Origin of the sequence: Paenibacillus sp. 1-18 (genome assembly GCF_000520755.1) — a bacterium.
Lineage (GTDB): Bacteria > Bacillota > Bacilli > Paenibacillales > Paenibacillaceae > Paenibacillus > Paenibacillus brasilensis.
Genome location: NZ_ASSB01000383.1, coordinates 1 through 7,924, shown reverse-complemented (window position 1 = coordinate 7,924; position 7,924 = coordinate 1). Strand labels below are relative to the sequence as shown.

Annotated in this window: 7 protein-coding genes; all 7 read left to right on the top strand. The window is 45.7% G+C overall.

What is annotated here, in order from left to right; genetic code table 11:
- Window positions 1-104: 104 nt before the first annotated feature.
- Entirely contained in the window at window positions 105-707 is a 603-nt protein-coding gene (gene leuD / locus L693_RS0125895) for a 3-isopropylmalate dehydratase small subunit (protein ID WP_025721201.1), read from the top strand.
- 190 nt (window positions 708-897) lie between these two features.
- Window positions 898-2,418: an N-acetylmuramoyl-L-alanine amidase gene (locus L693_RS0125890; RefSeq protein WP_025721199.1), complete on the top strand. Its 1,521-nt coding sequence runs from the start codon at window positions 898-900 to the stop codon at window positions 2,416-2,418.
- A 287-nt stretch (window positions 2,419-2,705) separates the two neighbouring features.
- On the top strand, window positions 2,706-4,205 hold the full coding sequence (locus tag L693_RS0125885; RefSeq protein ID WP_025721198.1) for an N-acetylmuramoyl-L-alanine amidase family protein: 1,500 nt from the start codon (window positions 2,706-2,708) through the stop codon (window positions 4,203-4,205).
- A 45-nt stretch (window positions 4,206-4,250) separates the two neighbouring features.
- The gene (locus L693_RS0125880) at window positions 4,251-4,892 is read left to right on the top strand and encodes a GerMN domain-containing protein (RefSeq protein ID WP_025721197.1); all 642 of its coding nucleotides are present in this window, start codon (window positions 4,251-4,253) and stop codon (window positions 4,890-4,892) included.
- 212 nt (window positions 4,893-5,104) lie between these two features.
- A complete protein-coding gene (nth, locus tag L693_RS0125875; RefSeq protein ID WP_025721195.1) occupies window positions 5,105-5,779 on the top strand; it encodes an endonuclease III in 675 nt (224 codons plus the stop codon).
- Window positions 5,780-5,837: 58 nt separating this feature from the next.
- The gene (locus tag L693_RS0125870) at window positions 5,838-6,110 is read left to right on the top strand and encodes a hypothetical protein (RefSeq protein WP_007430739.1); all 273 of its coding nucleotides are present in this window, start codon (window positions 5,838-5,840) and stop codon (window positions 6,108-6,110) included.
- A 435-nt stretch (window positions 6,111-6,545) separates the two neighbouring features.
- The coding region (locus L693_RS0125860; RefSeq protein WP_025721190.1) for a dynamin family protein at window positions 6,546-7,924 on the top strand (1,379 nt) is incomplete at its 3' end.

Below are 7,924 nucleotides of genomic sequence, written 5' to 3'. Positions count from 1 at the left end.
AATGGCCAGCCGCTGCCGCGATTCATGGACGTTTTGTCGATGTACGGGATTGGAAATTCAAGCAGGAAGAAGTAGTCCGCTAGGATACAGAGGAGGAATTTACGATGGAAGCATTCACAACTTTAAAAGGAATCGTAGCGCCTGTGGATCGGGTAAACGTGGATACGGATGCTATTATTCCTAAGCAGTTCTTGAAAAGAATCGAGCGCACGGGCTTTGGACAGTTTTTGTTTTATGAATGGCGTTTTGATGAGGCGGGTAATATCAATCCTGAATTTGAACCGAACAAGCCTCGCTATGAAGGGGCATCTGTGCTGATTTCTCGTGCCAACTTTGGTTGCGGCTCTTCCCGTGAGCATGCGCCGTGGGCGATTATGGACTATGGGTTTCGCTCTGTAATCGCACCGTCTTTTGCGGATATCTTCTATAATAACTGTTTTAAAAACGGTATTTTGCCGATCAAGCTGTCTGAAGAGCAAGTAGAGGATTTATTTCAGCGTACGGCGAAGCATGATAAATACCAATTGAACGTAGATTTGAACGAAAAAACAATTACTGATGATTATGGTTTGCATATTGATTTTGAACTGGATGAGCATCGTCGTCAATTCCTGCTGCAAGGTTTGGATGACATTGGCTTAACGCTCCAGCATGAAGCTGAAATTCTAGCTTATGAACAAAAACGTGCTGCCAAGCAAGGCGCATAACCATCATTTGAACAGAAAGTCCGTAAATGGCAATTCTTTTGCCTGCGGGCTTTTTGTTATTTTTAAAATTAAATTGGTAAATAAGGGGTTGACGGCTTGACTGAGCATGGTATTGTAAAAGTAAAATGGTTGAGAACTATACCTATGCAGGAGCACAAGAATATTACATATATAAGTTAGGGGAATGAGCATGAAAAAATATGGTTGGGTGATATTGGCAGCTATCCTAATCTGGTTGTGGCCATCCTCCACTCATGTGAATGCGGCTGAAGCAGATTTGTTTTTGGACGGCAAAAGGATGGAAGCGCCTGCAGATGCAAAGCCTGAAATGGTCAATGGAAAAGTCATGGTACCGCTTCGGGTAGTGGGTGAGCAGCTTGGATATCAATTCAAATGGGAACCACAAGCCTATAAAATCTCAATTCAAAAAAATAATACGGATATGTCCATGTATGTAGGCCGTACATCGGCTGATGTGAATGGAAAAACAGTTAGTCTGGATGCGCCTCCTGTTCTGCGTGGTAACTCGACGATGGTTCCGTTGCGTTTTGTCGGAGAACAAATGGGACTAAACGTAGATTGGAATAATAAAAGTAAATCCGTAAACCTTAGTCAAAAGGCCACAACTTCACAAACAGATCAGAAGGCCGATTCGCAAAAAACGTCAACACAGAATACGACCAGCAAGCAGACGGAGACTGCACTTTCACCGCCCAAAGATCAGAATGCAGAGAAGCCAAAAGCAAATAAGTTGCTTGTGCAGGACATCACTTTTGAACATGAAGCATTAAAAATTTCTCTGAATAAGGCTATAACCCCCAAAGTGTCGAAAATGACGGGGCAGGACCGCATTGTTGTAGATTTACCAGAGGCCTCACTGGCGTCTGATTTTTCCAAGCTGTTCCCGGTTCGTAAGGATGGCACACGGGCTTTGACGAACAGTGACAGCGAGGATGTGCAGGAAATCAGATTCGCTCCTGCAGATGGACAAAATGGAGGCGTCCGTGTCGTTATTGCCTTGAACCAAGCACGTGATTACGATCTTTCAACAAATAGCACGGGTGAAATCACCCTCCAATTGCGTGAACGAAGTGAGAATCCGGTAGACACACCAACTCATGTCGAAGAACGCCGGATTGTCGTAATTGATCCTGGTCATGGTGGCAAGGACCCTGGAGCAGCCAGTGTGACAGGACGACGCGAGAAGGAATTTACATTGGCTGTAGCATTAAAGGTTCAACAGCTTTTGCAAAATGACCCAGCTATCCAGGTCATAATGACCCGCAATGGAGATACATATCCGACCCTGGATGAACGTCCCCAGCTTGCGAATGATCAACAGGCAAGCGTGTTTGTTTCCATTCATGGCAACAGTATGCCAGCCTCCAATAACGGAAAAGCCAATGGGTCTGAAACCTATTATGCACGTCAGGAAAGTTTAAGCCTAGCAACGTTGATGCATAAGCACCTTGCAGCAGCTACCGGGTTCAAGGATAATGGCATTAAGGTGGCAAACCATGTGGTAACAAGAAAATCGCAAATGCCGGCGGTACTGCTGGAGTGTGGTTATCTGAGTAATCCGTCTAATGAAGCAGCCATGTTCACGGAAGAAAAACAGGACATGATTGCGCAAGGGATCGTCGGCGGATTAAAAGAGTATTTTGCAACGGAAACGGGGACAACGGAATCGTTTAACGAAGTGATTAATTAATATAGTTAGAAAAAGCTACTTTCTACCTTTGTGGAAATCATGAAGGTGAAAAGTGGCTTTTTTAATATTTTTGACGATGAATATTATGGGAAGCGAATGAACTATTTTTTTAGCCATAATTCGACAAAAATAGTTCTTAGGCACGTACATTTCTGTTATGATGGAATATATTCGCAACTTTTGGTGTGGGATAACGTATAAAAGGTTGTCTGATATTACATAAGCGCGTATATCAGGTCGCCGCACCGGAGCATGTGGCAAAAAAAATATGAATGGAAGGGTGACGAATGAAGAAATTTGGTTTTTTGTTGTTATTATTTGTCTTCATGTGGGCGGTTCCGGGTTATGGACATGCGGCTTCGAGTGGAACGCAAATCTATCTCGACGATCAACAGTTAAATGTCCCTAGTAATGCTAAGGCACAAGTGATAGGCGGAAGCACAATGGTTCCGCTACGCGTAATTTCTGAAAATTTAGGATATGACGTGACATGGAAGCAGCAGGCGCGAACCATAACGATTGAGAAGGACAGTACCTCGATCCGAATGAATATCGGAAGTAAGACGGCGACTGTCAATGGAAGTGACATTAGTCTGGATGCTTCGCCTCTGCTGCGTTCCAATTATGCCCTTGTACCGCTTCGTTTTATTGGGGAGCAAATGGGACTGGACGTAAAATGGGACAGTAGCTCCAAGTCCGTAAAATTATATACCCGCAGTAGCGGGTCTGGAAAAGGGGAATTTACCCCTCCGAAATCCGGGAATAACAGTTCAAGTACAGGAAGTGTAACTGCACCAGCTAATAATGCAAGCACAGGTGTTACGCCAGTGCAGGAAATCAGTTTCAGTCAAAATCGTTTAACCATCACAACCGCGAGTACAGTCAAGCCAAAAGCTTTCACGATGACAGCTCCTGATCGGGTTGTTGTGGATTTGCCAGCAACGGCGTTCGCTGACAATTTTGGAGACCAGCAGAAGCTGGACAACAACTTGAATGGTTCACTGGACATTCAGAATGAAGCGGATGTGTCCGGTATCCGTTATGCTTTGTTCCAAAAGGAACCTTCTACGGTCCGTGTTGTTATTGATTTGAAGCATGCTATGAACTACTCGACATACAATGATGGATCCAATCATGTTATCGTCGATCTGGCATCCAAGGATTCAATTAATACAACGCCTGATGCCACGCTGCCAGATGGTTCAACACCAGATGATACACAGACATCACCAGTGAACAGTAGTGGTAAAAAGGTCGTTGTTATTGATGCAGGTCATGGAGCAAAAGATTCTGGAGCAGTTGGGGCCTCAAGAAAAAATTATGAGAAGACCTTCAACCTGGCTATGGCTTTGAAAGTAGAAAGCATCTTAAAGCAAAATCCCAACCTTGAGGTCATACTGACACGCAGCGACGATACATTCCTGGAGCTTAAAGAGCGAGTAAAAGTAGCTGAAAATGTTCATGCCAACGTATTCGTGTCCATTCATGCTAACAGCAGCGGCAGTTCAGCTTCCAACGGTACAGAGACGTATTACCAGCGGAGTGCCAGCAAAGCGTTAGCCAACGTTATGCATAAGTACTTTGCTCCTGCGACAGGTCTGACAGACCGAGGCATTCGTTATGGCAATTTCCATGTGATTCGGGAAACGACTATGCCAGCCGTTTTGCTTGAGGTGGGATATTTGAGTAATGCAAAAGAGGAAGCCACACTGTTTGATGAAGATTTTCAAAACCGGGCAGCTCAGGGGATTGCAGATGGCATCACAGAGTATCTTGGTGTAAAATAAATCTTCAACAAATCGCTTGCCAACGTAAAGCAAGGAGGGGGACATATGAACAAGAAAATTGTAATCGCAGGTTTGCTGGCACTGTTTGCCATAGCAGGTGCAGGCTGTGCCTCCAAGCAGACAGCTGCTCCGACTCAGGAGACACAAACACCTGCTGCACCACATAGTACGTCTGAGCAAACGGCCCCTGATCCATCGGCTCAGCCTACTGAAAATAACGGGGCGGCTCAGACCCCGACATCCCCGTCAACGGAACCTACAAAAACCAAGACGGAAACGGAAAAATCAGGAGATCATCAAACGCAGCAGATCACAGTCTACTACACAGATACTCAAGAGAATGGCTTAAAAGAAGAGAAAAAGGAAATTACCTACCCAAGCGAGCTGGAAAAATACCAAAAGGCGTTTGAAGCTCTGCAAAAAAGTGGGAATTCTGCTCTGATACCGCTGTGGTCGGATAAAATTTCCGTGCATAAGATCAAATTGGATAACGGAGCATTGACCTTTGATATTTCTTTGCCGGACGAGGCACGTTTGGGTGCTGGTGGCGAGGAATTGGCTATTGATGCCTTAAAGAAAACGATGTTCCAGTTCAATGAGATCAAAACACTGGATTTGCTCGTAGATGGTCAATCTCTGGAATCCTTAATGGGGCACGTAGATTTGGATCATCCAATGAGCCGTTAACAGATCAGATGGTAGGAAAATTTCTTGGCAAATTGCACACTTTTCTCGTGCAATTTGTGACAGATAATGATAATATAGGAGTGTATTTCTCGCCTATGCAGGCAGTCATGCACAAATAGTATTCGTTTCTTTCCGGATGATTATTTAGAGTGACCGTCTTGATGCGGGCTATCCCGTATCAGGACGTTTTTTTTGGTGGGAGGTAGAATTCCGTGAATGCAGCAACCGCACGTCATATATTGGACACCATCGGTACGATGTATCCGGATGCCCATTGTGAGCTGAACCATGACAATGCTTTTGAATTAACGATTGCCGTGTTATTGTCGGCTCAGTGCTCCGATCAGATGGTCAATAAAGTAACGGCAGACCTGTTTCAAAAATACAAGACACCCGAGGATTATTTGGCTGTTCCCATTGAGGAACTGGAGCAGGATATTCGCAGAATCGGCTTGTACCGAAACAAGGCCAAGCATATTCATAACCTGTGCCGTATATTGATAGACCAGTACGGGGGAGAAATACCGTCTGAGCACGATCAACTGGTCAAGCTTCCCGGTGTTGGGCGCAAGACGGCTAATGTCGTCGTATCTACCGCTTTCAATGTGCCGGCTATTGCAGTGGATACGCATGTAGAGCGCGTTTCTAAACGACTCGGCTTTGCAGGATGGGATGATTCTGTGCTTGAGGTGGAAAAAAAGCTGATGAAAAGAGTTCCTAGGGATGAATGGTCTTTGACCCACCACAGGCTTATTTTTTTCGGTCGCTACCATTGCAAAGCTCAAAACCCTCAATGTCAGGTATGTCCATTACTTGATGTGTGCAGGGAAGGCAAGAAACGTATGAAAACGTCTCTTATCAGAAAAGATAAGGAACGTAGAGCTTAAAGACCCATATTGTTTACAATGGGTTTAACCATTTATGTGTAGAAAAGGATGAAGAGTAATGAAGTGCATTTCGGTATATACAGACAATTTTGAGGCGTTTTCTGATATTTTTGAGCAAATTGTAACAACTGAGTTTGCTGAAAACGAAGAGCGCGATCTTGAGGGAATTACGGTCAGCCATTCCGGAGATGTACCTGAGCACTACCTGGAGCGCATGTCTCAAAAGCCGGAAGTGGTCGTAATGAAGGACAAATCCCGCGGAATTACGATTTTGCAGCATGGTCAAGTGTTTGAAATCTTGCTGCCTGTGCTTGAGACAGCAGCAAATTAAGTGTTATTAGCGGACATGCGCTGCATGTTCCGGTGCAGGCGGCCCGGCTGGTCTAACCAGCCTGGAGGCGCATGAGCTGCACAAACCTTGAAAGCCATCATCAAATGCTGGATATGGACGATTCCACATCATTAATTCTGGGATTTTTAATTATATTTCAGAGTGATAAGCAGGCTCATCCGTTGTTTACATATCTTGTTTCGTCGTTGCCCTTTGAGGGCTTTGATGAAACACATTCGGTTGCCAAGATACTGGTATGGAAGATATATTCTAGCATTGCTGTAATATCCGATTTGGATAAAAGCGTTCCCCAAAGTCAGCTATTGGAGGGGGACGCTTTTTTAGTTTTTTTAATGTGATGATTCTCACAGTTGCACAAGAGTGCTACAATATAGCTATTTGATGCTCAAGAGACAAGGAGTGGAACCGCAGCTTATGATGCAAACGATTACAGGAGATATAGGAAAGTGGTCGGATACCATTGAACAGATACGAAATACATTGCATAAAGCAGGGAATAGATCGGGAGCCAACGCTTTAACTGATTTACTAGAGAAGGCGAATGCGGAGGAGCTGACCATTGCCTTTTGTGGACATTTCTCGGCGGGGAAATCAAGCTTGATTAACAGCCTGTGCGGTAAAACGGTGCTGCCCTCCGGACCGGTGCCCACGAGCGCTAATGTGGTGTCCATTCGCCATGGACATTCAAGAGCACTCATTCATCCAGTTACATCATTGGAAAATCCGGAGCAGGAGATCATGGAGACCTCCTTGGCCGAACTGGCTGAATATTGTAAAAATGGCGGGGCCTATGAATCCATTCAGGTATGGGAGGATATTCCGATGCTATCCGGCGGAGGGGTGCTGCTGGATACACCAGGCGTAGACTCCACAGACCAAGGGCATGCGCTGGCGACACATTCCGCTTTACATTGGGCGGACATTGTTTTTTATGTGATGGATTACAACCATGTCCAATCTGAAAATAACTTGTCCTTTGCTAAAAGCTTATCGGATTGGGGCAAGCCCTTATACTTGATAATCAATCAAATAGATAAACACCGGGAGCGTGAGCTTTCATTTACACATTATCGCAATGAGGTAGAGACCAGCTTTCATGCGTGGCAGGTCCATTATACAGATATATTGTTTACTTCCTTAAAAGAGCCAAATCACCCTTGGAACCAGTGGCAACAGTTGCCGTCGTTGATCCAACAATTACTGAAGCGGAAAACGGAGCTGTTAGCCTACAGTCTGATATCCTCCATGCACCATTTGGTAGAGCAACATGTGGAGGATGTGCGGGCAGCTGAAGAAGAGGAGCTGAACACGCTGCTGCAAGAGGCGGGCGGAAAAGAGGCCATTTCCCGCCTGGAATTGGAGCAGAAAGCCCTACAGCAAGAGGATGAGCAGTGGCGGATACTCCCGGAGCAGGAGCATAAACGGTTGCGTCAAGAGCTGGATCGTCTGCTGGAGCAAGTGCATTTGACGCCTGCGGAGCTGCGTGAAGCAGCGGGCGAATATTTGGAGAGCCGCAAGCCGGGCTTCAAGATGGGGCTGTTGTTTGCCGGAGGCAAGACGGAGCGAGAAAAGGAGCATCGCTTGGAACGGCTGACACGGATGCTGACAGATCAGGTGGAAGGGCAACTGCTTCCGCATGTGCGGGAGCTGCTGAGAACTTGGGGCGAAGGTCATGGGCTGTGGTCTGCTGCGATGGAGCAAGAGCTGGATGGCATTCGTCCAGTGACGAATCGGGAGCTGATTGAGCAGACGGTCAAGGAAACGGCATTGTCGCCGGAGTATACGCTGAACTA

Coding starts and splice junctions, on each gene's coding strand:
- L693_RS0125885 (WP_025721198.1), top strand. CDS start 2,706: ATGAAGAAATTTGGTTTTTTGTTGTTATTATTTGTCTTCATGTGGGCG.
- L693_RS0125880 (WP_025721197.1), top strand. CDS start 4,251: ATGAACAAGAAAATTGTAATCGCAGGTTTGCTGGCACTGTTTGCCATA.
- leuD (WP_025721201.1), top strand. CDS start 105: ATGGAAGCATTCACAACTTTAAAAGGAATCGTAGCGCCTGTGGATCGG.
- L693_RS0125890 (WP_025721199.1), top strand. CDS start 898: ATGAAAAAATATGGTTGGGTGATATTGGCAGCTATCCTAATCTGGTTG.
- L693_RS0125870 (WP_007430739.1), top strand. CDS start 5,838: ATGAAGTGCATTTCGGTATATACAGACAATTTTGAGGCGTTTTCTGAT.